This window comes from Ruegeria sp. AM7 (assembly GCF_056535965.1).
Map to the genome: position 1 here is coordinate 575,189 of NZ_JBQFJE010000001.1, position 25,881 is coordinate 601,069.

Consider the following 25,881-nt stretch of genomic DNA (forward strand, 5'->3'; position numbering starts at 1 on the left):
GGAATTATTCTTCGGCGGGCGTTTCTTTCTCAACGATCAATACATCACAGGCATCAATCACGTGCCCGTTCCACGTGACCGGTGTCGTGTTGTAGTTGATCAGGAACACGTGGTGCACAGTCTCGCGGCGGCGCAGGCCACCGGGAACAGGATACAGTTTCAAACCGGTATGTTGGGCCGCCATTTGAACGACGCGATCCCACAGAGGCTCGTTGGGAAACCCAGCCAGATACCAAAGGGTATCTGTACCTGTAAGCGCGGGGGTGCCATCTGCATGAGTCAACAAGGCCGGAGCTGTTCCCGACAACCGCTCGACCCAATGCTGGGCCGCACCACCACCTGTGACGTTTCGTTGGATCGACGGTGGTAAGGTCTCAATCAGATCAACTTCGCTGTCTAATCCGGTTAATCCGGGGCGGCCTGTGCTTGGGATCTGAAAATCGTGGGTGATCGCCCCGCTGCGCGGTCCAAGGATCGCCAGAGTGCATCCCTGTTGGATGTGATGTTCAAGGTCTTTGTCGATTGTCGCCAGGCCCGGTGCCAGAATGATTTTGTATCCGTTCTCTGGGATTGTGTCGGGTGAAAGGAAATCCACCGACAGCCCCGCCCGGCGCAGGGCGCGATAGGCCGAGAAAACCAGCCGGAAGTAATCAAACCCAGCGCCTTGAGGTTGTGTGGCCCATGCCCAATCCGAGGCATAGTCGAACAGAATGGCAGCATCCGCCCTTGTTTGGGCCACCGGACCGATTTCGGCTAAGGTGTCTGCAGTTTCCCGCGCCTCAGCTAATCCGGGGGCCAGGCGATCATTCGGCGTCAAAAGCCCGGCATGCATCTGTTCTTGTGCGAACGGTGCCTGACGCCAGCGGAAGTAGCTGACCACCTCGGCCCCATGGGCGACAGCCTCAAGCGACCAGAGCTTGACCATACCCGGCAGCGGCGCCGGGTTGTATGGGGCCCAGTTCACCGGGCCGGGTTGTTGCTCCATCACCCACCAGCGACCCCGCCCCACCGCGCGGTAGAGGTCGTGGTGGAAGGCTTGCATGTCAGGATCGCCCTGTTGCAAAAAGGCGGCTTTATGCGCTTCGTCCACCTCAAGACGGTCCGACAGAAAGCCGATCGGATAGCTATCCCACGTGGCGATATCCAAGTCCTCGCCCACCTTGAAATGGTCGAACTCCAGCACGCGACCCATGTAATTGTGCAACAACGGCGAGTCGGTCAGACCGCGTAACACGTCCACTTGTGCTTTGTTGAACACCACCACCTGATCCGAGCTGAACCGGCGAAAGGCCAGAACATGGGCGGGGTTGGGTTCAGTCACAGTCAGGTTGGGCAGGTCAATCTGGTCGAACCCGTCATATTCCATCGACCAGAACACGTTACCCCACGCCGTATTGAGCGCGTCAATCGAGCCATATTCCGCTTCAAGCCAGCTCTGAAATGCGACAAGCGCGACCGGGCTGTAGCTGAGGGTTGTGTCATGGCAGCCGTATTCATTGTCTATCTGCCATGCTGCGATGTGAGGGTTTCGGCCATAGCGTTCGCCCATGATACGGGTGATCCGCGCGCATTCCGCGATATAACCTTCATGGCTAAAGCAGTAGTGCCTGCGAGAACCAAATTTGCGTGGGCTTCCATCCGGATTCATTGCCAGCATGTCAGGATGTTTCTCAATCATCCACCGCGGAGGTGTGGCAGTCGGGGTTCCCAGAACCACTTTCAGACCGGCTGCACCGAGTGTTTCAATGGCCCGATCCAGCCAGTCGAATTGCAAATCGCCCGGAGCGGGCTCCATCCGGCTCCAGGCGAATTCGCCAATCCGTACCCAGGACAGCCCGGTCTCGACCATGCGGGCGGCATCCTCAGCCCAATTTTCTTCTGGCCAGTGTTCGGGGTAATAGCAGACGCCGAGTTCGGGCTTCATAGGATCACTCTGTGTTCTGGCTGGCCTTGCCCCGCATTTGGGGCGGCAAAGGTCATACCGTTTGTGGGATGGTTTCTAAGCGTTTCGGCATCCAGCCCCTGGCGCGCGGTTGTGCAGAAAAGGGTTGTGAAATCGTCGCCTCCAAACGCCGGGCATGACGTATGCGCCGCGTCGAAGGTCACGGCTTTCAGGAACTGCCCGTCAGGAGAATACACTGCGACGCGATGCGCACCCCATTGCGCGATCCATATCTGACCTTCGGCATCTACCACCGCGCCGTCAGGGTTCAGGTGATCATCGCGCAGATCAAGGAAAACGGTGCTTTCGCCCTCGGGCCAGCCAGTCTGAGGGTTCAGCGACCAGCGCATAACCTGTTTGGTCATTGTGTCAGAAAAATAGGCACAGGATCGGTCCGGCGCGAAACAGATGGCGTTCGAGATCGTGACATCTGGCACCAAACGGCGGACTTCACCGCGCCAAAACCGATAGATCGACCCAGCCCCATGTTCCGCGTTCTTGCCCATCGTTCCGATCCAGAAACCGCCCCACGGATCAGCCCGGCCATCATTCGAACGCGTTATGGAATTCTCTGCCTCTAGTGTCGCGATCAACTCTTTTTTGCCTGTGTCTAGGCTGAACCGCCATAGTCCGGTTTCAGACGCGATTAGCAGCACGCCCCGGTTGACCCACCCTGCTGCTGAGACATGTTCATCGAATTGCCAGCTTTGGGGTGCGCCGTCACGTTGCGTGAGCAGCCGTTTGCCAAGGATGTCGAACCAGAACAGCTGTTGACGTCCAGGGTGCCACAGTGGCCCCTCACCCAGCTCGCAGGGGCGATCGTCGTAGACGGAGTTCATCCAACCGCCTTGTCATAGGCGGCAACGATCTTGCGGGCGCGCTCGGCAATCTCAGGCACTGACATACCCGGTTTGAACAGGGCTGATCCTATGCCGAACCCATCTGCGCCGGCGTTGATCCACTCGCCAAAGTTTTCAGGGCCTGCGCCACCGACGGCGAAGACTTGTGTGCCTGCGGACAAAACGGGGCGCAATGCAGCCAAACCCGCGGGGCCTGCCATTACGCCGGGAAACAGCTTAAGGCCGGTTGCCCCGGCCTTGAGAGCATTGAACGCCTCGGTAGGTGTATAGATGCCTGGCCAGCTTTGAAGGTTCAGCCTGACCGATCGTTTGATGACGTCGATGTCGCAATTCGGTGAAACGATCAGCTTACCTCCGACAGCGGCCACGGCCTCCACTTGATCTGTGGCCAAGACCGTACCAGCGCCAATCAGGGATTTTTCGCCGTATTTGTCGGCTAGAATCCCGATGCTTTCGAGCGGGTCGGGAGAGTTCAGCGGAACTTCGATTTTGTCGATGCCAGCGTCGATCAGGGCGGCGCCTACATCTGCAGCTTCGGTAGGACGCAGCCCTCTGAGAATGGCGATAATGGGTCTGCTCATGCTGTTTGCCTCGTGCGGTTCCGGGCTTGCCGCAGACCCTCCAGAGTGGCCTGGGTATTGTTCGCAATTTCAACAAATGCGCCCTGCTGTTTAAGCGCGTGCGCATAGATCTGAGAAAGGTTATCCGCCCCAATGATTGCGATTTGTTGCCCCAGCCAGTAGGGGCGGGTGGCGGCCAGTTCTGCCCCGATGAGGTAACCGGACAATCGCGCGCGCGCGGCGCCCGGATCATCTGCGTTCAACAAATCCGATGCGCGCAGCCCAAACAAGCGTGCCGCCATCTGTTCGGGTTTCGACAGGGTGTCCGCCGTGGCCTCGGCAAAAGCGTCCTGATCCCAGCCGTCATCGACCGAGTGTCTTAGAACAGATTGCTCACTAAGCAGACTGAACATCTCGCCTGTCATGAAAGTTCGGAAACTGACGACCTCGTCGGCGCTGACCTGGACCCATTTGGTATGCGTTCCGGGCAGGCATATCACACCATCCCAGTTCTTGCGCCCAGACAGGAAACCAGCGATTTGCGTTTCCTCGCCACGCATCACATCTGGCGGGGTAGCCTGTTTTAAACCAGGCACCACAAAAGCGCGAATGCGGGGGTCTGTATTTGGTACACGAATAGGCGTTTCAGGCACCGGGGCGGTTGGCACAGTCGAGTAGGGGGCCTCAACCCAACCTTGGCGTGCGCCGACCATGCCGCAGGCGACGACATCGACCGGTGCGTCCCCTAACCAGTCATCGATAAGTTCCAACAGCGCGTTTTGAAACCCATCTTTCGGAAGCTTACCCATCCCTTTGTCGGATTGAGCCTGATCCAGAACGTTGCCGCCCTGCATGGCCCAAACCCGCAAGTGAGAGGTGCCCCAATCCGCTGCAATCCATTCAATACTCATGGTGCTACCCCGTTACCACGACGCCGCCATCCACCACCATGCACTGTCCGGTCATGGCGCGGCTGGCGTTTGAGGCCAGAAACAAGGTGGGCGCAATCATATCCTCTGGCGTCAAATGCTCCTTGAGGCATTGGCGGTCCATGTGGGTGGCCAGATCCGCGGGCGTGGCCCACATATCCAGCTGTTTTTGCGTCAGAACCCAGCCGGGGGCCAGCGCGTTGACGCGGATGTTCTGCGGTCCAAGCTCACGCGCAAGCGACCGGGTCATGCCGGTGATCCCGGCATTCGCTGTGGTGTAGATCGGATAACCCGCATTGCCCATCATATAGCTGATCGAGCTGAAATTGATGATCGCCCCGCCCGCCGTCATCTGCTGCGCGGCTTGTTGGCAAGCGAAGTAATAGGCCTTGAGGTTGACCTCGATCATCCAGTCCCAGAATTCGGTTGTGGTTTCTTCAAGCGAGTGGCGCTTGTCATTGGCAGCGTTGTTGACCAGCACGTTCAGGGGGCCATGTGCCTGGGCGGCCTGTTGCATGGTGGCGTGCAGCAAGTCGGTATCGGTCATGTCTCCTTGCAGGAATAAGGGTGCGCGGCCGTGCTTGTCGCGCATCTGCTCGACAAATTCGCTGGCGTCTGAGCGTCCGATAAAGGCTACATTGGCCCCTTGCGCCATGAACCCATCGGTCAGGGCTGCACCCACGCCGGACCCACCGCCGGTGATGTAAACCGAGGCCCCGTTCAGGTCGTGGAAGGTGGCGGGTTGGGTCATCAGTGGCTCTCTCGGGTGACAAGGCGGGTGTCTTTGCCCACCAGAAAATCAAGATCCGCGCCCTGATCGGCTTGCAGCACATGGTCGATGTAAAGCCGGGCATAGCCACGGGTGTAATGCGGATCGTCCGGTTGCCACGCGACGCGGCGGGCGTCCAGCTCCTTTTCATCCACCAGCAGTTCCAGTTCGCCATTGCTGGCCGATACACGGATGCGGTCTCCGGTCTTGACTAACGCCAGCGTGCCGCCCGCCTGCGCCTCAGGGCTGACATGCAAGATGACGGTGCCGAATGCCGTGCCCGACATGCGCGCGTCCGAGATGCGGATCATGTCGCGCACGCCTTCTTTGACCAACTTGGCCGGGATCGGCATGTTGCCGACCTCGGGCATGCCCGGATAGCCCTTGGGGCCGCAGCCCTTGAGCACCAGAATGGTCTCGGGCGTCACCGGCAGATCATCGCGGTCGATATTGGCCTTCAGGTCTTCGATGCTTTCAAAAACATAGGCTTCGGCTTCGGTTTCCAGCAATTCATCTGTCGCCGCCGAAGGCTTCACGATGGCTCCGTTCGGCGCAAGATTGCCGCGCAGAACCCGCAGGCCCGCCGCAGGTTTCACCGGATCGTTGAAGGGCCGGATGACGTCGGTGTTGTAACATTCGGCCCCCTCATAATGGGCCGAGATATCCTTGTTCAGAACCGTTTTCGCAGGCCGCAGGAAGGGTTTGAGTTCGTTCAGCACCACCGGAACACCACCGGCATAGCAGAAATCCTCCATCAGGTATTGGCCCGAGGGCATACAATTCACCAGCAGCGGAATCTCTGACCCGATTTCAAAATCCTTCAGCGTCAGGTCCACGCCCACGCGACCCGCCAGCGCCAGCAGGTGAACCACCGCGTTGGTCGACCCGCCCACCGCGGCATTGGTCAGGATTGCGTTCTGAAACGCCTCTTTGGTCAGGATATCCGAAGGTTTTAGGTCTTCGTCCACCATCTCGACAATCCGTTTGCCGGTCAGATGCGCCAGCGCCATGCGGCGCGCATCAACAGCGGGCAGAGCGGCATTGGTGGGCAGGGACATGCCCATCGCCTCAACCAAGGACGCCATAGTGGAGGCGGTGCCCATGGTCATGCAGACACCCTTACTGCGCGACATACCGGATTCAGCGTTCATGAAATCCTGCAGGGTCATTTCTCCGGCACGAACCTCTTCCGAGAACCTCCACACATCCGTGCCCGAGCCGATATCTTTGCCCTTGAACTTGCCGTTCAGCATCGGGCCGGAACTGACCACAATCGACGGCAGATCGACCGAGGCCGCGCCCATCAACTGGCCCGGCGTGGTCTTGTCGCACCCGCCCAACAGGACAACTCCGTCGATACCATAAGCACGGATGGATTCCTCGACATCCATGGCCAGCAGGTTGCGGAACAGCATGGCGGTGGGCTTCATCTGGGTCTCGCCCAGCGACATGACCGGGAATTCGACGGGGAAGCCGCCTGCTTCCCACACGCCGCGTTTGACGCCCTCGGCCAGATCGCGCAGGCCCGAGTTGCAAGGCGTCAGTTCCGACCATGTGTTGCAGATACCGATGATGGGGCGGCCATCAAAGGCGTGATCTGGAAAGCCCTGGTTCTTCATCCACGAGCGGTGGATGAACCCGTCTTTGTCCAGCTTTCCATACCAGTGTTCTGATCGGCGTTTCTTGGTCATTTGCGAAGCCCTTTCAAGCGGCTTTGGCGGGCTGGCACCAGTCCTGCAACCAGTCGGAATGCGCGGTCAGCAGATCGCTGACCAGATTGCGGATCTGGCGCAAGTCCAGTTCGGCGGCGGTGTGCGGGTCCATCATCGCGGCGTGATAGATGTGTTCGGGGTTCTGGTCGACCAGCGCGCGGACTGTCAGTTCCTGCACATTGATCTGGCTGCGCATCAGCGCGATCAGTTGCGGCGGGATGTCGGTGACGACCGAAGGCTGCACGCCGTTGCTGTCCACCAGACAAGGGGTTTCGACCGCAGCACCCAGCGGCAATTGCGGGATTTGGCCCGTGTTGGGCAGATTGCCGTAAGCGACATAGGGCGTGTCAGTGACGATGGCGTTCATCAGGTCGGCGGCAAATTCATGGCTGCGCACCACTTCGATATCGCGGCCGTCGGTCAAGGTTTTGGCCTGTTCCCGCCAGGCGGCGATCTGTTCCTCGCAGCGGGTGGGATATTCGTCCAGCGGGATCGAGAATTGCTCGATCAAATCGGGGCGTCCGTCCTTGATGAACCATGGCACATATTCGGCCAGATGTTCAGAACTTTCAGTGCAGAAATACCCCAGATGATCCATCACCTCGTACCGGACCTTGTTGGGGCAGCGGGGCATCAGCAGCGGCGCTTTGGGGACTTGACCACTGGCATAGCCCTGCCGCAGCGCGGGGTACAAATCACGCCCCTTGTGTTCCAACCGCAGGAAGAACGCGACGTGGTTCACCCCGGCGACCTTGTATCGGATGTCCTGCTTGGGCAGGTCCAGATCATGGGCCAGCTCTTCAACTGTGTTCTGGACTGAATGGCACAGGCCCACCTGTTTCAAGGCCGGGAATTGCTCGGCCAGGGCCCACGTGTTGATGGCCATCGGGTTGACATATTGCAGCAGCGTGGCACCGGGGCACAACTGCATCATGTCCTGCGCAATGTCCCAAAGAACGGGAACAGTGCGAAGCCCACGCATGATGCCGCCGACACCCAAAGTATCGGCAATGGTCTGGCGCAGGCCGTACTGCTTGGGAATTTCGAAATCCGTCACCGTGCAGGGCTTGTAGCCACCGACCTGAAAGGCGGTGATCACGAAATCTGCGCCCTCCAGCGCCGCACGGCGGTCGGTATGGGTGGTGACACTGGCCCCCGTTCCAACCGATCGGATCATGGCGCGAGCAACGACCTCGCTTTCGGCCAGCCGGTTGGGGTCGATATCCATCAGGGCAAAGTGGCTGTCGGCCAGAGATGGGGTCAGCAGCGCGTCACCCACGATATTGCGCATGAAGATGGTCGAGCCCGCGCCGATAAAGGCGATCTTTACCATGTTGCAAACCTCTGATTTGATGTCATTTCACAGCCCCCAGCGTCAGGCCCGCGATGAAGTGTTTCTGCATCAGGAAGAACATGGCCACAGGAGGCAGGGCGGCGACGATCGAACCCGCGCTCATCAGTTGGTAGGCTGCGCGGAACTGGGCGTTGAAGCTGGTAATGCCCGCCGTGACAGGCTGGCTTTCGGCGCCTTGGGTCAGCACAACGGCCCAGAAATAGTCGTTCCAGATGAAGGTGAAGATCAGCACGCTGAGCGCGGCAATCGCCGGTTTCATCAGTGGCAGGACTACGTACCAGAAGATGCGGACTTCGCTGATACCTTCGACCCGTGCGGCTTCGATCAACTCGAACGGCAGGGCGCGGATGAAGTTGCGCATGAACAGCGTGCAGAACCCGGTCTGGAAGGCGATGTGGAACAGCACCAATCCGGTTTTGGTGTTATAGAGACCCAGTTCCAGTGTCAGGTCGCGCACCGGGACCATAAGGATCTGGAAGGGTACGAAATTGCCTGCGACGAACAGGAAGAAAATCCACAGGTTCGAGCGGAACTTGTAGATGCCCAACGCAAAACCGGTCATGCAGCTGAGCGCCACCGCACCGATCACGGTGGGGATGGTGATCAGGAATGAATTCAGCAGGTAGCGCGGCATGTCCGAATTGAAGAACACCTGCCCATAGTTGACCGCGCCTTCAAAGCTGGAGGGGAGGCCCCAATAGTTTGCATTGGTAAAATCCGCCGCCGGTTTGACCGAAAACAGCGCCACCGCCAGCAAGGGCCCCAGCCACAGCAGCAGCGCAATGGGCAGCATGGCCTGATAGGTGATCCGGGCCGCGCGGGGTTGTTTTTCGATGGGTTTGGGGAACATGTCAGTGCCCCCTTTCTTCGCGATACATCGACCACAGGAAATAGGCGATGAAACACAGCATGATCAGGAACAGGATCACGGCGATGGCCGCGCCGTACCCCATGCGGAAACCGTATTCGGACAAGGCGACCTCGAACATGTAGTAGGCCAGCACGCGGGAAGAACCGAACGGCCCGCCCTGGGTCATGATCGAGATCAGGTCAAAACTGCGCAGCGCGCCGATGATTGTGACGACAAAGGCGATGAAGGTGGCAGGGCGCAGTTGCGGCAGGATGATGTGCCACAGCATCCGCCAGCCTTTTGCACCGTCCAGACGCCCGGCCTCGATCTGTTCGGGGTCCACGGCGTTCAGGCCGGTCAGGTATAGGATCATGCAATAGGCCGTCTGCGGCCAAAGGCCCGCGACGATGATGCCATAGGTCACGAACCGCTCATCCCCCAGCACGTTCAGCGGGCCGAGGCCGAAGAAGCCCAGAAACTCGTTCAGCAGGCCGAATGTGGGGTCGTAGAACCATGTAAAGACCAGCCCCACCACGACCTGAGAGATCACGAAGGGGAAGAAGAACAGCGACTTATACAGGCGAATGCCCGCAACTGTCTGGTTCAGGAACAGCGCGATGAACAGACCCGCCGGGATCGCGGCCAGATAGAGGATCAGCCAGATCAGATTGTTTTTCAGCGAGGTGTAGAACGCATCCCGGTCGACCCATTCCCAATACAGGTCTTCGTAATTGCGAAACCCCACATATTCCGCCGCGCCCAACCCGTCCCATTCGTAAAGCGACAGGTTGAAAGACTGAAAGACGGGGATGATCACATAGACCATGAAGAACAGCAGGCCGGGGGCCAGAAACAGCCACGGTGCGATACGCTGTTGGTTTCTGTGGAACCAGCTTTCGTGTTCAGGGGTGTCGACTGCGGACATGGGGCTTCCGTGGTTGTTCGGCGGAGTCAGGCGGGTTGGCACCCGCCTGACGCTGTATGTGGATCAGTTCTCGTAAATCCGGCTGCGAGCGCGTTCCAGTTTGGACAGGATACGGTCCAGATTGTCGGGTTTGACCATGAACTCCTGGAAACCTTCCATCGAGACTTTTGCCATTTCCGCTGGTGCATCGCGGTCCCAGAATTGGGCGACGCCACCGGGGCTGTTGGTCGACAGCATCTCGAACCCTTGCAGCAGGAATTTGTCGTCATCCACCGAAGATTTTGCGTTGATCGGCAACTGACCAAGGTTCTGGCCGTTGTTGATCTGGGTCTGCACCTCGGGCGAAACGACAAAGCGCAGGAATTCACGCGCGGCTTCTTTGTTCGAGGCGTTCGATGGGATGTGGAACGTGTCGGTTGGCGCGTCCTCGGCCAGTTCGACATCGGGGTTGATGGCGACGAACTGGTAGAAATCCAGCTGGTCATCCGTCAGACCCGCTTCGCGCAGGGGGGCCACTGCGAAATTGCCCATCAGATAGGCCGCGGCGTCGCCATTGACCATGAAGGGCAGGGCCTCTTGCCAGCTATAGGTCTGGTGGTTGTCGACGAATGCGCCCATGTCGATCAGCTGACGCCAGTTGGCAAAGGTCTGTTTTACGCGGTCGTCTTCCCAGCTGACTTCGCCATTGGCCAGTTGCTGATGGAAATCGAACCCGTTGGTGCGCATGTTGAGGTAGTCGAACCAGCCCCCGGCGGTCCACAGGAACTTGGTGCCGATCGTATAGCAGGCGCGGCCGGATTCGACGATCTTCTGACAGTTCGCCAGCTCTTCTTCCCAAGTCGTAGGTTCGGACAGGCCCAGCTCATCGAAGATGTCTTTGCGGTAGTACACGCCCCATTGGTAATAGGTATAAGGTACGCCCCATTGCTTGCCATCGATGGTCATAGCGCCCTTGGTCGAGGCGAGGTTTTCACCGATTTCGGGTTCAGCCCATAGGTCCGAGACGTCTTCGAACAGGCCGGCCTCGACATAAGGTTTCATGCGGTTGGCGGCGTACCAGTTGGCCACATCGGGAGTATCGGCGGTCAGGAAGTTGCGGATCTGGGTCTTGTAGGCTTCGCGGTCGATCACGGTGGTTTCGATCTCAAGCCCCGGATGTTTAGCTGCGAATTGATTGATCATCGCCTCCATCGTCGCGCGTGGCGCCGGGTTCGATGTATCAAGGAAAATCCGAAGCTCGCCGGTCAACTCGGCATAGGCCGGAATGGCAAGTGCAACGCTCATGGCCAGCGCGGCCGTTGTGCGCTTGTAGATGGAATGCATGGTTTCCTCCCTTAGCTTCCATATGGTTCCATATTGTGGAACTCAGTTTTATATGTTGAAAACTACACATCGACTCGGTTAGTCTTGTCAAGACCCTCGTGGCCTCGGCCATTGGGTAAGTGGAGGAGAATGCGCGCCCGTGGCTGGTGACGGAACGATAGGTAAAGCATGTGATGTGCTGGATCAGGTTGCGGCTTTCGCGCGTCCGGTTCGCTTTGGCGAATTGCTTGAGCACAGCGATTTCCCAAAGGCCACGCTATATCGGTTTCTCCAATCGCTGACCAATCAGGGTATGTTGTCTTATGACCCCGACAGACAGACCTATGCGCCGGGTCTGCGTCTGGTGCGCCTGGCCCACGCTGCGTGGACCCAAAGCTCACTCGCGCCGATTGCCCGGCCATTTTTGGACGCGCTTAGCCGTGAAACCGGGGAAACTGTTCATTTGGCCCAGCTGGATTCCGGTCAGGTTTTGTACGTCGACAAAAGAAACGCGACGCAGCCGGTCGAAATGTATTCGCAAGCGGGAAAGGTGGGTCCTGCCTATTGCACGGGTGTCGGCAAGGCGATGATGGCACATTTGGAGCCTGACCAACTGGCCAAAGCTCTTTCACAGCAGAGCTTTCATCGCTTTACAGACAAGACGCTCGCTTCCGAGCAGTTATTGCGCGCTGATCTGGTTGCGATCCGAGAGCGCGGATATGCCGTTGATGATGAAGAGCATGAGCCCGGCATCATCTGCGTTGCCTGCCCGGTCCTGACCGAAGGGGGGCGCATGCTGGGCGCGATCTCGATCACTGGGTCAACCGAACGGATGAGTTTTGCCCAGCTACAAGCTTGGGTGCCTCGGGTCCGCCGTGTGGCCGATCAGATCGGAGCTGAGGCGCAGTCATGGCGGTTCCCGGAAACCCGCCCAAACGGAAATAGCGACAGGATGCAAGGGACATGACAGGGGTCACTCTGAACGGTGCGATCAAGCGATATGGCGAGACGCAGGTCATTCATGGAATCGATCTGCAGATCGAAGACGGAGAGTTTTGTGTTTTCGTTGGCCCTTCAGGGTGCGGTAAGTCCACACTGCTGCGGATGATTGCTGGACTTGAGGAAACCACCGAAGGCGAAATCCACATCGGCGCAAGGGATGTGACACATCTGGACCCGGCCAAGCGTGGCGTTGCGATGGTGTTCCAGACTTACGCACTCTATCCGCACATGACTGTGGCCGAGAATATGGGGTTTGGCCTGCGCATGAACGGCGTGGCGAAAGCCGAGATAATCCAAAAGGTTCAGGAGGCTTCGGCCATTCTGAAGTTGGATCAATACCTGAAACGGAAACCGAAGGCTTTGTCCGGCGGTCAGCGTCAGCGTGTTGCCATTGGCCGGGCCATTGTACGCGGTCCCGACGTGTTCCTGTTCGACGAGCCGTTGTCGAACCTTGACGCCGAATTGCGGGTCGAGATGCGGGTTGAGATCGCGCGCCTTCACAATGAAATCGGCGCAACCATGATCTATGTGACCCACGATCAGGTCGAGGCGATGACTATGGCCGACAAGATCGTTGTTTTACGAGACGGTCGGATCGAACAGGTCGGTGCTCCGATGGATTTGTACCGCGACCCGGACAACAGATTCGTTGCCGGGTTTATTGGTTCGCCAGCGATGAACTTTTTGGAATGTGACGTGGTTGATGGCCGTGTAACGCACCCCGCGTTCAATCATCCTGTACCGGTGACGTCTTCTGTCCCCGCAAATGCGACGAAAGTGACGTTGGGGATACGGCCTGAGCACCTTCGGGTCGATCGTACAGGCGATACCTGCACCGTGGACCTGACCGAAGCGCTTGGCGGCGTCAGCTATTCTTATCTGTTGACCGCAAATGGAGACAAGCTGATCATCGAAGAGCGTGACGATGAACGCAGCAAGCAAGGCGCACGAATCGGAATCTCGTTCTCGGCCGAGCGGGCGATGTTGTTTGACAACGAAACAGGCGAACGGCTGCGATAGTCTTTGTAGATTTTGGGCTAGAAGGGCGTCGTGCATTGAGTTCGACGCCTTTTTGGTTATTTGAGTGTGGATTTTGTATCCAATATCCGATAACGCAAGGAAAAGCAGCGCATGCGCTGCGTTCTCAAACTTGTGTTTTCGAAGGATTGTCCGATGACCACCAACGTTTTTACCGGCACTATGCCCGCGCTCATGACCCCATGCACAGCGGATCGCCAGCCGGATTTTGACGCTTTGGTTCGCAAAGGACGTCAGATGATAGACACAGGCATGTCGGCGGTTGTCTATTGCGGCTCGATGGGGGATTGGCCGCTGTTGACTGATGCGCAACGCATGGAAGGGGTAGAGCGTCTGGTCGCTGCCGGTCTGCCCGTCGTTGTAGGCACCGGAGCAATCAACACCAAGTCTGCTGTTGCCCATGCCGCCCACGCACAAAAAGTCGGAGCTGTGGGGCTGATGGTGATCCCACGTGTTCTGTCCCGTGGTAGCTCTCCGACTGCGCAGCGGAACCACTTTAAGGCGATTCTGAATGCCGCACCCGACGTGCCCGCGATTATTTACAATAGTCCCTATTATGGGTTCGCAACGCGCGCTGACCTGTTCTTTGCTTTGCGCGCGGAACATCCCAACCTGATCGGTTTCAAAGAGTTCGGGGGCAAGGATGACCTGCGTTATGCGGCTGAAAATATCACCAGCCACGACGATCAAGTCACGCTTATGGTCGGGGTTGATACCGAGGTTTACCACGGTTTTGTCAATTGCGGTGCCACCGGCTCGATCACAGGGATTGGGACTGCATTGCCGCGCGAAGCGTTATTGCTGGCCGCGTTGTCTAAAAAGGCAGCCAAAGGCCACGCCGAAGCGCGCCAACGCGCACAAGAGTTGACCGAAGCCATTCATGTATTGTCCAGCTTTGACGAAGGGCCGGATCTGGTGCTCTACTACAAACACCTACTGGTTCTGAACGGGGAAGAGGAATATCGTCTGCACTTCAACGAAACAGATGAACTGACAGATGCACAACGCAACTATTGCGAACAGCAATACGCGCTGTTCGGTGCATGGTTCGCAAACTGGTCGAAACAGGGTGGAGTGATCGCTGAATGCATGTGATCGACAGCCATACCGGCGGGGAGCCCACGCGGGTCATCCTTGACGGCGCGCCGGATCTGGGGACTGGTCCATTGGCTGACCGTGCACGGAGGTTGGAGTCCGATCACAGAGAGTTCTACCGCTCCATCCTTCTTGAACCACGTGGACAACCGGCAATGGTCGGTGCTTTGTTGGTTGAACCGGTCGACCCGACCTGCGTGACTGGTGTGATTTATTTCGACGTGGATGCGGTGTTGGGCATGTGTGGCCACGGCACAATCGGGCTGGCGGTTACACTGGCTCATCTGGGCCGCATTGATGTCGGAGAGCGCCGAATTGAAACTCCTGCCGGTGTGGTGGTGGTTACTCTGCACGACGAAAACACTGTGACAGTCAGAAATATCGAAAGCCGACGGGTCCATAGTGACGTGACAATAAGCGTACCGGGCCACGGTGAAATCGTGGGCGACGTTGCCTACGGGGGCAATTGGTTCTTTATTGTTGATCCCAGCCCGATCCCTGTAACGTCTGACAGAATTCGCGCGTTGACCGATCTGACTGTTGCCATCCGCAAGGCGTCGATCGCGCAGGGCATCGGGGGCGAAAAGGGCGAGCTGATTGATCATGTCATCCTTCAGGACACGCCAATCGACCCGGACCTTCACAGCCGCAACTTTGTGCTGTGCCCGGACGACAATTACGACCGTTCGCCTTGCGGGACGGGATGCTCGGCCCTGTTGGCCTGTATGGCGGCAGATGGTGCTTTGGTCCCAGGTGAGGAAATCGTTCAACAGAGCATTATTGGTAGCACGTATCGCCTGTCGTATCAGCCTGGCCACGAAGGTGGAGTTATCCCTTCGATTACCGGGCAGGCTCATATAATGGCTCAGGCCAATTTGATTTTTGCCTCAGCTGATCCGTTCCGCAACGGCATTCAGTTATGACTCAGCAGGTTGTTGTCATCGGGGCCGGAGTCATCGGCATCACAACCGCGCTGGAGTTACAGCGCCGGGGACACTCGGTGCTGGTGCTGGACAAAGACGGAGTCGCCGCGCAAACCTCGGCCGGAAATGCCGGGGCTTTTGCCTTCCCCGAGGTCGAACCGCTGGCGACACCAGGCATCATGCGCAAAGCGCCGAAATGGTTGCTGGACCCGCTGGGCCCGTTGTCGATACCTCCTGCCTATGCGTTCAAGATTGCACCTTGGATGTATCGCTTTTGGCGGGCTAGCCAGCCGTCGCGCTATGCGGATCTGTTGGGCGCGCAGTCGAACCTTATGAAGATTTCCAGCGCCGCTCTGGAGCGACTGATCCCTTCTGTCAATGGCGAAGAGATGATGCAGCGCGATGGGCAACTGCAATTGTATGAGTCCCAGGCCGAATATCACGCCAGCCTGTCAACCTGGGATCTTAGACGCGCGCACGGAATCGAATTTGAACTGCTTGAGACACCCGAGGCGATCGCCGAGAAACAGCCGGGACTTAGTCGACGGTTCACCCATGCTGGTTTCACCCCAAACTGGCTTAACGTGGTCGACCCAAAGCAGTGGGTCGACCATTTGGCCAAATCGTTTCGTGAAAGGCAGGGGCGGATCGAAACGCGCAATATTCGCGCGTTGACTCCGTTAGAACATGGTGTGCGGATAACCGTTGACGACGGGACACTGGACGCAACAAAGGTTGTTGTGGCTGCGGGTGCCTGGTCGCATCATCTGGCGCAAACACTGGGCGACCATATCCCGCTAGAAACCGAGCGCGGCTACAACACAACCCTGCCACCCGGCGCTTTCGATCTGCGGATGCATCTGACCTTTTCAAGACATGGGTTTGTCGCCAGCCGCATCAACGGCGGCGTGCGCATCGGTGGTGCAGTCGAATTGGGTGGGCTGACTTTGCCGCCCAATTTCAAGCGCGCCGACACACTGCTGAACAAAGCGATACAATTTCTGCCGGGGTTGAACACGGCGGGGGGAACGCAATGGATGGGCTTCAGGCCATCCCTGCCGGATAGTATCCCGGTCATTGGGGCGGCTGCGCACGCACCTGATGTCATCTACGCCTTTGGGCACGGGCATCTGGGGCTCACTCAATCGGCGGGTACGGCCGAACTTGTAGCGGGGCTGATCGACGGCGATGAACTGCCCATCCCGATGACGCCTTACGCGGCTACTCGATTTTAGAGAGGTCAAATGCGCAGCGTCAAAACACTCCACGTCATATCGGCCCATGCAGAGGGTGAAGTGGGTGACGTCATCGTAGGGGGTGTGTTGCCCCCGCCCGGAGATACCCTGTGGGAACAGCGCTCGTTCGTTGCGCAGGATCAGACTTTGCGCAACTTTGTTCTCAATGAACCCCGCGGTGGTGTCTTTCGCCACGTGAACCTTTTGGTGCCGCCCAAACATCCCGATGCGGATGCCGCATTCATCATCATGGAACCCGAAGATACGCCGCCCATGTCCGGTTCGAACGCGATCTGCGTCGCTACCGTTTTGCTGGACAGCGGAATGATCCCGATGCAAGAGCCGGAAACGCATCTGACGCTGGAAGCGCCGGGAGGTCTGGTCCGGGTTCGTGCCGAATGTCGGGATGGCAAAGCCGAGCGTATTCATGTTCGGAACCTGCCCAGTTTTGCGGACAAAATTGCCGCTACACTGGATGTGCCCGGTGTGGGGGAGCTGGTCGTTGACACAGCATATGGCGGCGACAGCTTTGTCGTGGTCGACGCGCCGACATTGGGTTTTGATATCGTAGCGCACGAGGCTCGGGATCTCGCGCGCATTGGGGTAGCGATTACCAATGCTGCGAATGAACAGCTGGGTTTTACCCACCCTCAGAACCCGGATTGGACCCATATCTCATTCTGCGCGTTTTGTGGACCGGTTCAGGCGACTCCGGCTGGCTTGACTGGAAAATCTGCCGTGGCGATTCAACCGGGCAAGATCGACCGCTCGCCAACGGGAACAGCTGTATCGGCTCGCATGGCCTTGATGGCCGCCAAGGGAGAACTGGCTGTTGGTCAAACCTTCGAGGCCGTTTCGATCATTGGTTCACGTTTCACAGGCCGCATTACCGGGCATGCGGATCTGGAAGGCAGACCTGCAATTATCCCCGAGATCAGCGGCCGAGGTTGGATCACGGGTACCCATCAACACATGCTGGATCCCGATGACCCATGGCAAGGCGGGTATCGGTTAAGCGACACTTGGGGCGTTTAGACGACACCGTGCCTTGCAGGCATCACGTGCGATCTATTGTACTTCTCAAACCTTTTTAGCCGCAGGCCTCATTACTACCTTAAGAAGAGTAGCCTTTGCGAAAGGATCCTCATGAAAATTCGGGTTGCCGCCCTATTTTTTATTGCAACCGCGCTGCTGTTATCAGCAAACGCGCCGTCTCAATCCTCGGTCAATTATTCCGAGCTTGCGCTGACTTGTTTCGGCGGTAAGGCTAAGCGCACCCAGGCAGTGTCAGCGTGTACGGCGCTGTTGAACGGAAACGGAGCCACCGAGGCCAATCGTAATGCGCTGTTTAGAGCCCGAGGTTGGGCGTATTATTGCGACCGGCAGTTTGACAAGGCGGTAGCGGATTACACTCGTGCTTTGACGGTGTATCCCAATGACGCAAATTCACTCTTGAGACGCGCGTTCGCCTATGACGCCCTTGGTGACACTCAGGCGGCAGCAGCGGATTATGACAGCGCGTTGCAGATAGATCCTGACAGTTTGTTTGCCCTGTACCGCAAATCCGGTTTTGACAGACGGAACGGGCGCCCGCACGCTGCAAGGCGCGGGTTGCAAGCGGCCCTGAAGATCGACTCGGGCTATGGCAAGGCGGGTTACGAGTTGTTGGATCTAAGCTATGAATTGAACGGCTTTGACGGGGTCGAGGCATTCCTAAAACAGGCCGAAGTACGCTGGCCGGACGAAGATTGGGTGCACTACTCTCAACTGCTTTACGACCTGAAATACACCGGGGACCGCGACAGCGCGCTTGAGGCGGCACATAACCTTGCGCGGCTAGAGCAGGGCAAAACATCAGATTTGTACTGGCCGGCTTTGGTTCATCTCAAGATCGGTGATGAGAACAAGGGGATCGAATATATAAAAAAGATTGCCGTCCTTCAGAAGGGTGACGTTGAAAAAGATAAGGGCACCTTTTTCACGCGATGGTATTATTCTGCGATTGTTTGGTATTTGTGGCGCGGCGAAATAGAGCAGTTGCTTAGCGGTTATCTATTTGCTTTTGCAGGCAGGCCAGACTTGGCGGAGCCAGATATCAAAACGGCTTTGCAAAGTTTTGGATATTCCGGGCGAAAGGAAATCTTGAGCGGTGTGTTCGCCTCGGCTGGCGTTTCCGTTCCATGGGCGGCTTATGCCGGGTCCGAAGATCATTTGGATCAGGTGGTCCAGGAATATGTCCAGCGAGTTGCCTGGGACATGAGCTTCTTCCAACTTGAGAAACCGGTGTCGGAATCGACTGACCAATAGTTGCGTTTTTTCCTTCGGTTTGTGTTTTTGTCGTGCTGGATGCGGAACAATCGACCCACCCGTGTCAATTTGCGCCCCAGATAGGGAATTGATCCCAAGGCGATCCTGATTTAAGGGAGGCCCTGTCAAATCAGAGTCACCGTTGGGGCGGTAATCTAGTCGCGCCCCGTTTTGGCCACGCAGAAGTGGCCAGCTCTTGGAACGCACGCCCCGAAAGGCTTTAAAAAAGGTAAAAGAATATGGCAGATAAATCAGACTTCGACATATTGTATACCATTGTAGACGAAGCGCCCGAGCTGGCCAGCGCCTCGTTCCTGCCCATCATTCGAAAGTTCGCCTCGGCGGCTGGTGTCAGCGTTGGAACCAAGGATATTTCTCTGGCCGGGCGCATTTTGGCGACCTTCCCAGAGAACTTGACAGACGCTCAGCGCATCACCGATGATCTGGCCGCTTTGGGTGAGCTGGTGAAAACGCCCGAAGCAAACGTGATCAAGCTGCCCAATATCTCGGCCTCGGTCCCGCAGCTGGTAGCCGCCGTCGAAGAGCTGCAATCGCAGGGTTACGACATTCCGAACTATCCCGAAGAGCCCTCGACCGACGAAGAAAAAGCCATTCGCGCGCGCTATGACGCCATCAAGGGTTCGGCCGTGAACCCGGTTTTGCGCGAAGGCAACAGCGACCGTCGTGCGGCAAAGGCCGTGAAGAATTACGCCCAGAAGAACCCGCATTCGATGGGTGATTGGGCTTCGGACAGCAAGACCAAAGTATCCTCGATGTCGGGCAACGATTTCTACGCAAACGAGAAATCGGCCACCATCACCGCCGCGCAGGCAGGCGATGCCAAGATCGAATTCGTGGGCAAAGACGGCACCACCACCGTTCTGAAAGACGGCTGGCCGTTGGCCGAGGGCACCGTGGCCGACGCGACTTTCATGTCCGTCAAGGCTCTGTCCGCGTTTCTGGCTGAGGCCATTGAGGACACCAAGAAAGACGGCACCATGTTCTCGCTGCACATGAAAGCCACGATGATGAAGGTCTCGGACCCGATCATCTTTGGCTATGCGGTCAAGGCTTGGCTGGCTTCGGTCTTTGACAAATTCGGTGCAGAACTGGATGCGCTGGGTGTGAACCCGAACTCGGGCCTGGGTGATCTGCTGGAGCGTGTTCAGGGCAATGCTGAGATCGTGGCCGCCATCGATGCGATCAAGGGCGACCGTCCGTCCATGTATATGGTCGACAGTGACAAAGGCATCACCAACCTGCACGTACCGTCGGATGTGATCATCGACGCCTCAATGCCCGCCGTGATCCGCGCAGGGGGTAAAGGCTGGGACGAAGCTGGCGCCAAGGGCGACACCAATTGCGTGATCCCTGACCGTTGCTATGCGTCCGTCTATGACGAAACGATCAACTTCTTCAAAGCCAATGGCGCGCTGAACCCGGCCACTGCCGGTGCGGTCGCCAATGTGGGCCTGATGGCGCAGAAGGCCGAGGAATACGGCAGCCACCCAACCACGTTCCAGGCACCTGCTGACGGCACTATCCGTATCGTTCTGGCCAATGGCGAGACGCTGCATTCGCATGATGTCGAACAGGGCGATATCTGGCGGTCCTGCACCGTCAAGAAAGCCCCGATCGAGAACTGGATCCAGCTGGCCATGGACCGCCAGCGCCTGACCGGGTCCGAGGCGATCTTCTGGCTGGACGCCAATCGCGCCCATGATGCTGAACTAATCAAATACGTTACACCGGCGCTTGAGGCCGCAGGCGTGGCTGACAAATTCCTGATCCTGGCCCCGCGAGAAGCGACCCGTCAATCGCTGGAGACGATCACAGCGGGCAAAGACTCGATTGCGATCACAGGAAATGTGCTGCGCGACTATCTGACCGACCTGTTCCCCATTCTGGAACTGGGCACCTCGGCCAAGATGTTGTCCATCGTCAAACTGATGAATGGCGGTGGTCTGTTTGAAACCGGCGCGGGCGGTTCGGCCCCGAAACACGTGCAACAACTGGTCGAGGAAAGCCACTTGCGTTGGGATTCGATGGGTGAATTCTGCGCGCTGAGTGAGTCGCTGAACTTCCTGGCCGACAGCAAAGGCAACGCCAAGGCAGGCGTTCTGGGTGCCGCGGCGGAGTCCGCAACGCAGGGTATTCTGGATCACAATCGCTCGCCCAGCCGCAAAGTTGGCCAGCCCGACAACCGCGACAGCCACTACTGGTTCGCCCGTTACTGGGCCGAGGCTTTGGCCGCGCAATCGGACGATGCCGAACTGGCCGCCGAATTTGCACCATTGGCGACGGCACTTGCAGACGGAGAAGAGACGATCCTGGCGGAACTGGCATCAGCGCAGGGCGGTGCCGCTGATCTGGGTGGGTATTATCACACCGATCCGGCTAAGACCGCGAAGGTTATGCGCCCGAGTGCGACCTTGAACGGTTTGATCGATTAACATCGGTTGGCCCGCGTTATGGCGTGAGGCGCAAAGGATTTAGAAAAGTAAAAGGGGCCGACCCCCAAAGTCGGCCCCTTTTAGAGTGAGTGGAGAGGTCGAAACCTCACCGGGTATGTTAGCTGCATCCTGTACTTCCAGAAAAGTCTGGTAATTGGGGGATTCCCTTGGGGGCTTGGTAATCTAAGAAAGGGCGGGTTTTTCAACCAGCCCTTTCTTGTTTAGCCTTAGTTGGACGCTGCGTTGAGCTTTTCGTTCTGCTCGCGCAACGTATCCGAGATGATCGCGTACCATTCGCCGGATTCACGCATCTCGTTAAGACCCTTGTTCATCATCGCGATGTATTCACGAGCGAACGGGTTGGTGCGGTGCGCCAGGAAGCTCATCGACGACAGTGTTGAGACATAGGGGTTTTCTACGATGTCGCTCGAGGTCAGGCCCATGTCTTTCATGGTCGCAGCGAACAGTTCCACTTCGAATGCGGCGACATCTGCAGTACCGGTCAAAACCGCATCCAGGCATTCGCGTGCCGAGTTTGGTTGAACCACAGTTGTATTGTCGTAGTTCAGGCCAACTTCTTCAAGAACGACCATGCTCCAACCCTGCATACGGCAGACAGTTGCACCTTCGAAATCTTTGAAAGTGGTGGCGTTTGTGTAGTCACTTTCGGGCAGGGTATAGAAGCCGCCGACCACATCATAAACCGGCACCGAGGCCACGAATTGCGTACAACGTGCTTCGGTTTCAGGGGACCACTCATAGGTGCGGTTCGTGCAGTCTGGCACAGTCCAGGCGATCGAAATGTCAAACGCGCCGAGCGGCAGCAGAGTTTCCAGGTGCGACGTCCAGTCATCAACGAAGCTGACAGAATAGTCACGCTGGTTGCCCGCACGTTGTAGGCTGGTTGTCGCCAGACGGGTCATAATGCCGCCGCCGCTCAGGCCTTCAGTGGTGAAAGGCTCCCAGCCGTTGCCCGCAACCATTTTGATGGGCGGCGCATATACGTTCGAACGTTTGACGCTTGCCGCGCGCTGTTCTTCGGCTGCAATGATCTCTTGCGCGGACTGACCGTTGGGAAGGCTGCCATCTTCACAGGGCAGAGCCAGAACAAGGCCGGGCTCCAGAGCGTTCGGGTTGGTGATAATGTTGCGGTTCGCGTTGAAGATCGGCTGGTAGTTTGATGTGCCATAGGCTGCGATTGCAATGGTCGCCATCGTGTCGCCATCGGAAACGGTGTAGTTTGTGCAGGCTTCCTGTGCTGCGGCGGCTCCGGCGCTCAGGGCAGTGACGGCGGTGGCCGACAGCGCAACTTTCTTCAGATCAATATTAAACATGTCCTCATCCTCCAGACATTATTGTTGTTAGGCCAATTGGGGCCTTAGCCATTTTCCATTTGATACCGCAGAGCGTTTGACACGATATCGCGCCACTCTCCGGATTGCTGCATGATCGCCAGACCCTGGTTGAGCGTCTCAAGGATCGCTTCCCCATCCGGATTATCTTTGTGGGTCATGACGTTAAGCGACTTGATCGCCGCAAGGTTGGGGTTTTCGATGATGCGGTGTTCGTATCCCAGGCGCGATATCGCCTCGACAGCCAGGTGGGCTTCGATTGCGACGATATCTGCGCGGCCTTCCATAACTGCATGGAAACAGTCGTCAGGGGACACTGGGCGCAAAAGTGAGATTGCGGGTTCGTAAAGGCCAACCGCATCCATATGAGACAAGGTCCAGCCTTCGGGCCGGCAAATCGTGGTGCCGGCGAAATCAGCATATGTAAGGGTCTGTTCATAGCCGGAACCTTCGCGCGCGAAATAGGTATCGACCACTTCGTAGAACGGGTTCGAGAAATTATAGGTGTCGCAACGACCACGGTCTTTTTCCGACAAGGCCGCGGGTTCGTCGCAATTCGGTCGCGACCAGGGGAATGTTGCGTCAAAGGCCAGAGTCGGCATCAGCAGGTCCAGATGCGAGGACCAGTCGTTGACGAACTGGATCTTGTATCCCTGTTCCGGCGCTGCGCGCAGCATCGCGGTTTCCACAAGGTTTGTGTATAGCCCCCGATGCGGCAGAGCTTCGTCTGTGAAAGGTGCATAGTTGCCGCCGGTAATCAGCAACAGCTGGCGGTCGCGAATTTCAGGCTGCTCGCTTTCATCTGCGTCCCGGATTAGCGCAGCGGCTTCGGTACGGGCGGCTTCAATTTCCTGCCGGGCAGCGGCTTTGGCTTCGACAACTGCATCCTGACTGGCTTGCTTGGCTTCTGCCTCGGCTGCCGCGACGCGCGCTTCAGCCTCGGCAATGGCCTTTGCAGCACGTTCCTCTGCAGCCTTCACCAGTTCGGACGCCATTTCGGCGGCCATAGCCTCGGCCTCGGTAGCAGGGGGTGTGGGGGCCCGGCCTACATCTTCAAGACAAGGCAAGGTCAGGACGTCTCCTACGCGGATGATGTTGGGATTGTTCCCTATCACATCGCGGTTGGCGTCGAAGATGATGCCAAAATCTTCGGTCGAATAAACTTGAATAGCCAGCTCGCGCAGACTGTCGCCGCGCTGAATTTCGTAAGTCGAGCACGCCTCTTGCGCCGAAACGGTGCCGGTCGCAGCCGCAAGAGCCAGGCTGGAGATGATCAGATGAGGTCTCATGTGTCCTGTCGCTTTGCCTTTAATCGTTTCTTGTCAGTTTCAGAACTGCGATGGACGCATTGTCCTGATCGGGGTCGTTTTTGTCGCGCAAGGCGCGCCACAGCGCGTCTGCGATATCTTGTGCCAAAGCCTTCGACTGCGTCTGCAGGATGTGCTCAATCTCGGGGTTGCTAAGATACTGAAGCCCATCACTGCCAGCGATCAATACGTCAGATGTGGTCAGTTCCAGCGGGAGTTCAGGGCAATCCACTTTCGGGATAGCGGCACCCATGATGACCGAGGTCAATTGGTTCCGATCTGGGTGCGACAGCGCCTCTTCTCGGGTCAACTTGCCCTCGGCCTGTTGCGCGTCGATGATCGGCGCCATCGAGTGATCTTCGTTGACTTGCCGCAACATTCCGTCCCGAAACAAGTACAAGGGGCTGTCGCCAATCGAGATCCAAAAAACCCGCTGTTCCAAAAGCAGGATGCCCAGCATGGTTGAACCCATGTTGAACCCCTCACCCTGTTCTTCGGAATGCTGTGCCACGGCGGCATTGGCCTGCATGGCGGCCAATGGCAACGCGTCGATCAGCGCACTCTCGGACGGTACAGTTTCTTCCAGTTCAGCGTCCAGCGCCTCGCGCCATGCGGTTATGATAAGTTCTGATGCTACATCGCCCGCCGCGTGCCCTCCCATGCCGTCAGCGACCACGATATATCCGGCTCCCGCTGCATCGAACATGCGCGCGGCGACCGCGTCTTCCTGCGATTCACGCCGACCCTGATCCAGGATCAGCGCAATGTCATATGCCGGGGTTGCCAACATCTATCAGGCGTCCCGCCAGTCAAAGCCATCATCGCAGAAGGCCGCGAACCGAACCGAGGTTTCGCTGATGCGGATCAAGTCGCCGCTGTTCAGCGCTACGGTGCTAAGGACGGGCTTGCCGTTCAGGCGCACCAGATTGGCCTTGCCGCCATGACCCAGATAGCATTTGCGATCTTCGGGGTCATAGGCGATGACAGCGTGGTTGCTGCGAGAAATGCCGGTGTCGCCAAAGTCCAGCTGAATGGCCTGATCGTCGTTGCGCCCGATTTGCATCAGGCCCTCTGTCAGCGTTATGCAGGCTCCGCGTCCTGGGCCGGCCGTCACAACCAACCAACCAACCGGGAATGTTTGCTGCGCGCTTTCCGTCTTGGCCACTGGTTCGGATGTTTCCATCAGATCCTGCACATGCGTGTCGGCACGCTCAAAGCCCAGGAAGGTGGTTTTGACCCGTCCACGACGATCCGATTGTACCGGTTGCGGGGCGGGAGGTGTCTCAACCACCTCGGCTGTGGTTTCTTCTGACTGAGGCGCCAGAGGTCCATCGACCACTTCTGCGGTAACTTCTTCGATCTGGGCTGAGGGTTCCTCGGCAACGACTTCGATCACGGGTTCCGAAGGGGTGGCGTCGACCAGAACGACCTCGGTTTCGGCAATGGTTTCCTCGGTGGCAACGTGGAGCGTAACAACTGGGTCTTCTTCGACCTGTTCTGGCTCAATCTCGTCTGCATGCTCGTGCGCTTCAGCAACAACTTCAGACAGGATTTTGTCATCCGAGGCGTCGGCCACGTCTTCGTTCTCTGCGAACTCTGGCATGTCCTCTTCGGGGATCAGATCTTCTGTGTCTTCGTAGCTACCCGATGACGGCATGTTGTTACCCGCCAGTGCGACTCGCAGCGCATTGAAATCCGCAATCGGTTCGGGTTTGTCAGCGCTTACCTCGGTGACCTCTTCGGTTTCGGTTTCTTTCGGCTTGCCGGCACCTTCTAGAAGCCGGCTCAGAGGGCTTTTGTATTTGAACATGGTGACGACACCTTTGCTTCTGTGCACGGGACTTCAGTCCCATGGGGCTGCTACTCACCTTCGCGCAGGTCTGCGCAATGGCACTGATGATTGGAAACCATAGTCACTGTTACTTTCCGCGACGGGCCGGGCCCCGACAGAGATGTACGAACTTGC

At 57.7% G+C, this 25,881-nt stretch carries 22 protein-coding genes; 8 read left to right on the forward strand and 14 right to left on the reverse strand.

The window, feature by feature from the left end; genetic code table 11:
* Window positions 1–4: 4 nt before the first annotated feature.
* The 10 genes from ACR3EG_RS02485 to ACR3EG_RS02530 form a co-directional block, all read right to left on the reverse strand.
* Window positions 5–1,924, reverse strand: a complete 1,920-nt coding sequence (locus ACR3EG_RS02485) for a beta-galactosidase (protein WP_480482616.1) — start codon at window positions 1,922–1,924, stop codon at window positions 5–7.
* Window positions 1,921–2,781 carry an SMP-30/gluconolactonase/LRE family protein gene (locus ACR3EG_RS02490; protein ID WP_480482618.1) on the reverse strand — a complete coding sequence of 287 codons (861 nt, stop codon included), beginning with the start codon at window positions 2,779–2,781 and terminating at the stop codon, window positions 1,921–1,923. Before ACR3EG_RS02490 ends, ACR3EG_RS02485 begins: the two co-directional genes overlap by 4 nt.
* Window positions 2,778–3,383 (reverse strand): 2-dehydro-3-deoxy-6-phosphogalactonate aldolase, encoded by a 606-nt coding sequence (locus tag ACR3EG_RS02495; protein WP_480482620.1) that lies wholly within the window; start codon window positions 3,381–3,383, stop codon window positions 2,778–2,780. The genes ACR3EG_RS02490 and ACR3EG_RS02495 overlap by 4 nt, the downstream gene beginning before the upstream one ends.
* A complete protein-coding gene (locus ACR3EG_RS02500) occupies window positions 3,380–4,273 on the reverse strand; it encodes a 2-dehydro-3-deoxygalactonokinase (protein WP_480482622.1) in 894 nt (297 codons plus the stop codon). The genes ACR3EG_RS02495 and ACR3EG_RS02500 overlap by 4 nt, the downstream gene beginning before the upstream one ends.
* Before the next feature lie 4 nt (window positions 4,274–4,277).
* Window positions 4,278–5,042, reverse strand: a complete 765-nt coding sequence (locus ACR3EG_RS02505; RefSeq protein WP_480482624.1) for an SDR family NAD(P)-dependent oxidoreductase — start codon at window positions 5,040–5,042, stop codon at window positions 4,278–4,280.
* On the reverse strand, window positions 5,042–6,751 hold the full coding sequence (locus ACR3EG_RS02510) for an IlvD/Edd family dehydratase (protein WP_480482626.1): 1,710 nt from the start codon (window positions 6,749–6,751) through the stop codon (window positions 5,042–5,044). Before ACR3EG_RS02510 ends, ACR3EG_RS02505 begins: the two co-directional genes overlap by 1 nt.
* Before the next feature lie 13 nt (window positions 6,752–6,764).
* Entirely contained in the window at window positions 6,765–8,105 is a 1,341-nt protein-coding gene (gene melA / locus ACR3EG_RS02515) for an alpha-galactosidase (RefSeq protein WP_480482628.1), read from the reverse strand.
* A gap of 22 nt (window positions 8,106–8,127) precedes the next feature.
* Entirely contained in the window at window positions 8,128–8,976 is an 849-nt protein-coding gene (locus tag ACR3EG_RS02520) for a carbohydrate ABC transporter permease (RefSeq protein ID WP_480482630.1), read from the reverse strand.
* A 1-nt stretch (window position 8,977) separates the two neighbouring features.
* Window positions 8,978–9,901, reverse strand: a complete 924-nt coding sequence (locus tag ACR3EG_RS02525; RefSeq protein WP_209196250.1) for a carbohydrate ABC transporter permease — start codon at window positions 9,899–9,901, stop codon at window positions 8,978–8,980.
* 63 nt (window positions 9,902–9,964) lie between these two features.
* Complete coding sequence (locus tag ACR3EG_RS02530; RefSeq protein ID WP_480482632.1) at window positions 9,965–11,224, reverse strand: ABC transporter substrate-binding protein; 1,260 nt, start codon at window positions 11,222–11,224, stop codon at window positions 9,965–9,967.
* A 139-nt stretch (window positions 11,225–11,363) separates the two neighbouring features.
* Here ACR3EG_RS02530 and ACR3EG_RS02535 point away from each other — a divergent pair, with 139 nt between their 5' ends.
* From ACR3EG_RS02535 to ACR3EG_RS02570, 8 genes are all read left to right on the forward strand, one after another.
* The gene (locus tag ACR3EG_RS02535; RefSeq protein WP_209196248.1) at window positions 11,364–12,170 is read left to right on the forward strand and encodes an IclR family transcriptional regulator; all 807 of its coding nucleotides are present in this window, start codon (window positions 11,364–11,366) and stop codon (window positions 12,168–12,170) included.
* Window positions 12,167–13,225: an ABC transporter ATP-binding protein gene (locus tag ACR3EG_RS02540; RefSeq protein WP_480482634.1), complete on the forward strand. Its 1,059-nt coding sequence runs from the start codon at window positions 12,167–12,169 to the stop codon at window positions 13,223–13,225. The genes ACR3EG_RS02535 and ACR3EG_RS02540 overlap by 4 nt, the downstream gene beginning before the upstream one ends.
* 153 nt (window positions 13,226–13,378) lie before the next feature.
* Window positions 13,379–14,338, forward strand: a complete 960-nt coding sequence (locus ACR3EG_RS02545; protein WP_480482636.1) for a dihydrodipicolinate synthase family protein — start codon at window positions 13,379–13,381, stop codon at window positions 14,336–14,338.
* A complete protein-coding gene (locus tag ACR3EG_RS02550) occupies window positions 14,329–15,261 on the forward strand; it encodes a 4-hydroxyproline epimerase (RefSeq protein WP_480482638.1) in 933 nt (310 codons plus the stop codon). Before ACR3EG_RS02545 ends, ACR3EG_RS02550 begins: the two co-directional genes overlap by 10 nt.
* Window positions 15,258–16,496 (forward strand): NAD(P)/FAD-dependent oxidoreductase, encoded by a 1,239-nt coding sequence (locus ACR3EG_RS02555; protein ID WP_480482640.1) that lies wholly within the window; start codon window positions 15,258–15,260, stop codon window positions 16,494–16,496. The genes ACR3EG_RS02550 and ACR3EG_RS02555 overlap by 4 nt, the downstream gene beginning before the upstream one ends.
* A gap of 9 nt (window positions 16,497–16,505) precedes the next feature.
* Window positions 16,506–17,531 (forward strand): trans-3-hydroxy-L-proline dehydratase, encoded by a 1,026-nt coding sequence (locus ACR3EG_RS02560; protein ID WP_480482642.1) that lies wholly within the window; start codon window positions 16,506–16,508, stop codon window positions 17,529–17,531.
* A 111-nt stretch (window positions 17,532–17,642) separates the two neighbouring features.
* On the forward strand, window positions 17,643–18,803 hold the full coding sequence (locus ACR3EG_RS02565) for a tetratricopeptide repeat protein (protein ID WP_480482644.1): 1,161 nt from the start codon (window positions 17,643–17,645) through the stop codon (window positions 18,801–18,803).
* Window positions 18,804–19,042: 239 nt separating this feature from the next.
* A complete protein-coding gene (locus ACR3EG_RS02570) occupies window positions 19,043–21,256 on the forward strand; it encodes an NADP-dependent isocitrate dehydrogenase (RefSeq protein WP_480482646.1) in 2,214 nt (737 codons plus the stop codon).
* Window positions 21,257–21,483: 227 nt separating this feature from the next.
* Here ACR3EG_RS02570 and ACR3EG_RS02575 read toward each other — a convergent pair whose 3' ends face one another.
* The 4 genes from ACR3EG_RS02575 to ACR3EG_RS02590 are packed head-to-tail and all read right to left on the reverse strand — an operon-like array spanning window position 21,484 to window position 25,725.
* Window positions 21,484–22,590, reverse strand: a complete 1,107-nt coding sequence (locus ACR3EG_RS02575; RefSeq protein ID WP_480482648.1) for a peptidoglycan-binding protein LysM — start codon at window positions 22,588–22,590, stop codon at window positions 21,484–21,486.
* A 44-nt stretch (window positions 22,591–22,634) separates the two neighbouring features.
* The gene (locus ACR3EG_RS02580; RefSeq protein WP_480482650.1) at window positions 22,635–23,897 is read right to left on the reverse strand and encodes a peptidoglycan-binding protein LysM; all 1,263 of its coding nucleotides are present in this window, start codon (window positions 23,895–23,897) and stop codon (window positions 22,635–22,637) included.
* A 19-nt stretch (window positions 23,898–23,916) separates the two neighbouring features.
* On the reverse strand, window positions 23,917–24,705 hold the full coding sequence (locus tag ACR3EG_RS02585; protein WP_480482652.1) for a PP2C family protein-serine/threonine phosphatase: 789 nt from the start codon (window positions 24,703–24,705) through the stop codon (window positions 23,917–23,919).
* A 3-nt stretch (window positions 24,706–24,708) separates the two neighbouring features.
* Window positions 24,709–25,725, reverse strand: coding sequence for an FHA domain-containing protein (locus ACR3EG_RS02590; RefSeq protein WP_480482654.1), 1,017 nt, complete (start codon window positions 25,723–25,725; stop codon window positions 24,709–24,711).
* Window positions 25,726–25,881 lie beyond the last annotated feature (156 nt).

Excerpts from the sequence above, each read along its gene's own strand:
- ACR3EG_RS02485 (WP_480482616.1), bottom strand. The coding sequence starts at position 1,924 with ATGAAGCCCGAACTCGGCGTCTGCTATTACCCCGAACACTGGCCAGAA.
- ACR3EG_RS02490 (WP_480482618.1), bottom strand. The coding sequence starts at position 2,781 with ATGAACTCCGTCTACGACGATCGCCCCTGCGAGCTGGGTGAGGGGCCA.
- ACR3EG_RS02495 (WP_480482620.1), bottom strand. The coding sequence starts at position 3,383 with ATGAGCAGACCCATTATCGCCATTCTCAGAGGGCTGCGTCCTACCGAA.
- ACR3EG_RS02500 (WP_480482622.1), bottom strand. The coding sequence starts at position 4,273 with ATGAGTATTGAATGGATTGCAGCGGATTGGGGCACCTCTCACTTGCGG.
- ACR3EG_RS02505 (WP_480482624.1), bottom strand. The coding sequence starts at position 5,042 with ATGACCCAACCCGCCACCTTCCACGACCTGAACGGGGCCTCGGTTTAC.
- ACR3EG_RS02510 (WP_480482626.1), bottom strand. The coding sequence starts at position 6,751 with ATGACCAAGAAACGCCGATCAGAACACTGGTATGGAAAGCTGGACAAA.
- melA (WP_480482628.1), bottom strand. The coding sequence starts at position 8,105 with ATGGTAAAGATCGCCTTTATCGGCGCGGGCTCGACCATCTTCATGCGC.
- ACR3EG_RS02520 (WP_480482630.1), bottom strand. The coding sequence starts at position 8,976 with ATGTTCCCCAAACCCATCGAAAAACAACCCCGCGCGGCCCGGATCACC.
- ACR3EG_RS02525 (WP_209196250.1), bottom strand. The coding sequence starts at position 9,901 with ATGTCCGCAGTCGACACCCCTGAACACGAAAGCTGGTTCCACAGAAAC.
- ACR3EG_RS02530 (WP_480482632.1), bottom strand. The coding sequence starts at position 11,224 with ATGCATTCCATCTACAAGCGCACAACGGCCGCGCTGGCCATGAGCGTT.
- ACR3EG_RS02540 (WP_480482634.1), top strand. The coding sequence starts at position 12,167 with ATGACAGGGGTCACTCTGAACGGTGCGATCAAGCGATATGGCGAGACG.
- ACR3EG_RS02545 (WP_480482636.1), top strand. The coding sequence starts at position 13,379 with ATGACCACCAACGTTTTTACCGGCACTATGCCCGCGCTCATGACCCCA.
- ACR3EG_RS02550 (WP_480482638.1), top strand. The coding sequence starts at position 14,329 with ATGCATGTGATCGACAGCCATACCGGCGGGGAGCCCACGCGGGTCATC.
- ACR3EG_RS02555 (WP_480482640.1), top strand. The coding sequence starts at position 15,258 with ATGACTCAGCAGGTTGTTGTCATCGGGGCCGGAGTCATCGGCATCACA.
- ACR3EG_RS02560 (WP_480482642.1), top strand. The coding sequence starts at position 16,506 with ATGCGCAGCGTCAAAACACTCCACGTCATATCGGCCCATGCAGAGGGT.
- ACR3EG_RS02565 (WP_480482644.1), top strand. The coding sequence starts at position 17,643 with ATGAAAATTCGGGTTGCCGCCCTATTTTTTATTGCAACCGCGCTGCTG.
- ACR3EG_RS02570 (WP_480482646.1), top strand. The coding sequence starts at position 19,043 with ATGGCAGATAAATCAGACTTCGACATATTGTATACCATTGTAGACGAA.
- ACR3EG_RS02575 (WP_480482648.1), bottom strand. The coding sequence starts at position 22,590 with ATGTTTAATATTGATCTGAAGAAAGTTGCGCTGTCGGCCACCGCCGTC.
- ACR3EG_RS02580 (WP_480482650.1), bottom strand. The coding sequence starts at position 23,897 with ATGAGACCTCATCTGATCATCTCCAGCCTGGCTCTTGCGGCTGCGACC.
- ACR3EG_RS02585 (WP_480482652.1), bottom strand. The coding sequence starts at position 24,705 with ATGTTGGCAACCCCGGCATATGACATTGCGCTGATCCTGGATCAGGGT.
- ACR3EG_RS02590 (WP_480482654.1), bottom strand. The coding sequence starts at position 25,725 with ATGTTCAAATACAAAAGCCCTCTGAGCCGGCTTCTAGAAGGTGCCGGC.